The following is a 1,421-nucleotide window of genomic DNA, read 5'->3' as shown; positions in this document are numbered from 1 at the left end:
GGTTGCGTCCACGGGAGTGGTGTACGAGTTTTCGCTGGTGACAGGCGTGGCGCCGTGAAATGAAGACGGCCATCGCGTGATCCTTCGTGATTGCGAGTCAAGATCGAAGGAGAAGAAAGCGATGGCCGTGAACAACAGTGTGGACCCTGCCGCCTGGCTGGCTCAGCAGATCCAGGCAGGCGATCCGGATCTGTTGCGATCCATGGTGAAGACCATGGCCGAGACGTTGATGTCGGCCGAGGCCGACAACCTGTGCGGCGCCGGATACGGCCAGCGCAGCGAGGAGCGCACCAACCGGCGCAACGGCTACCGCTCCCGCGGCTGGGACACCCGGGCCGGCACCGTCGAGCTCGCGATCCCCAAGCTGCGCTCGGGCTCCTACTTCCCGGACTGGCTGCTGGAACGGCGTCGCCGGGCCGAACAAGCGCTGATCAGCGTGGTGGCGACCTCCTATCTGCTGGGCGTCTCCACGCGGCGGGTGGACAAGCTGGTCGAGCAGCTCGGCATCAAGCACATCTCCAAAAGCCAGGTCAGCGAGATGGCCAAGGTGCTCGACGCCCAGGTGGAGGCCTTCCGCACCCGAGCCTTGGACGTGGGGCCGTATGCCTTCGTCTGGCTGGACGCGCTGACGCAGAAGGTGCGGGAGGGCGGGCGGATCATCAACGTGCATGTCCTGGTGGCCACCGCGGTCAATGCCAACGGACAGCGGGAGATTTTGGGCCTGGAGGTCACCTCGGCCGAGGACGGCGCCGGCTGGCTGGCCTTCCTACGCGGTCTGGTGGCGCGCGGCCTGTCAGGGGTGCAGTTGGTCATCTCCGACGCCCATGCCGGGCTGGTCGAGGCGATCGGCGCAACCTTGCCGGGCGCGTCCTGGCAGCGCTGCCGCACCCACTATCTGCGCAACCTGCTCACCACGGTCCCGAAGTCGGCCCAGCCGTGGGTCGCGACCTTGGTGCGCACCATCTTCGACCAGCCCACCGCTGAGGCCGTCCGGCTGCAGCACGCGTGGGTCATCGACGCGTTGGAGGCGAAGTATCCGGCCGCCTGCGCGCACCTGGACGCAGCTCGGGAGGAGTTGCTGGCCTTCGCCGCCTTCCCACGCGAGATCTGGAAGCAAATCTGGTCCAACAACCCGCAGGAACGGTTGAACAAGGAGATCCGTCGCCGCACCGACGTCGTCGGGATCTTCCCCGACCGCGGCTCGATCGTCCGCCTGGTCGGTGCGGTGTTGGCCGAGCAGACCGACGAATGGACCGAGGCCCGCCGCTACATGGGCCTGGACGTTCTGGCGAAAGCTCGCATGCGGGTGGTCGCGGGCGACACACCGCAGCACAACCCCATCCCGCAGACACTTACCGCTTAACCTGCAGAAACAGGATCACGCGAAGGTCAACTCATACACCACTTCGCTGGACGTGACC

General features: G+C 66.4%; 1 protein-coding gene. It reads left to right on the top strand.

The features are described 5' to 3' along the window. Window positions 1-121 precede the first annotated feature (121 nt). Window positions 122-1,363 (top strand): IS256 family transposase, encoded by a 1,242-nt coding sequence (locus ABFX50_RS50535; protein WP_346158426.1) that lies wholly within the window; start codon window positions 122-124, stop codon window positions 1,361-1,363. The last annotated feature ends 58 nt before the right edge of the window (window positions 1,364-1,421 follow it).

This window comes from Nonomuraea recticatena (assembly GCF_039533245.1).
Classification (GTDB): domain Bacteria; phylum Actinomycetota; class Actinomycetes; order Streptosporangiales; family Streptosporangiaceae; genus Nonomuraea; species Nonomuraea roseola.
The sequence above is the reverse complement of the archived record's forward strand: the minus strand, read 5'-3'. Positions and strand labels throughout refer to the sequence as shown.

Excerpts from the sequence above, each read along its gene's own strand:
- ABFX50_RS50535 (WP_346158426.1), top strand. The coding sequence starts at position 122 with ATGGCCGTGAACAACAGTGTGGACCCTGCCGCCTGGCTGGCTCAGCAG.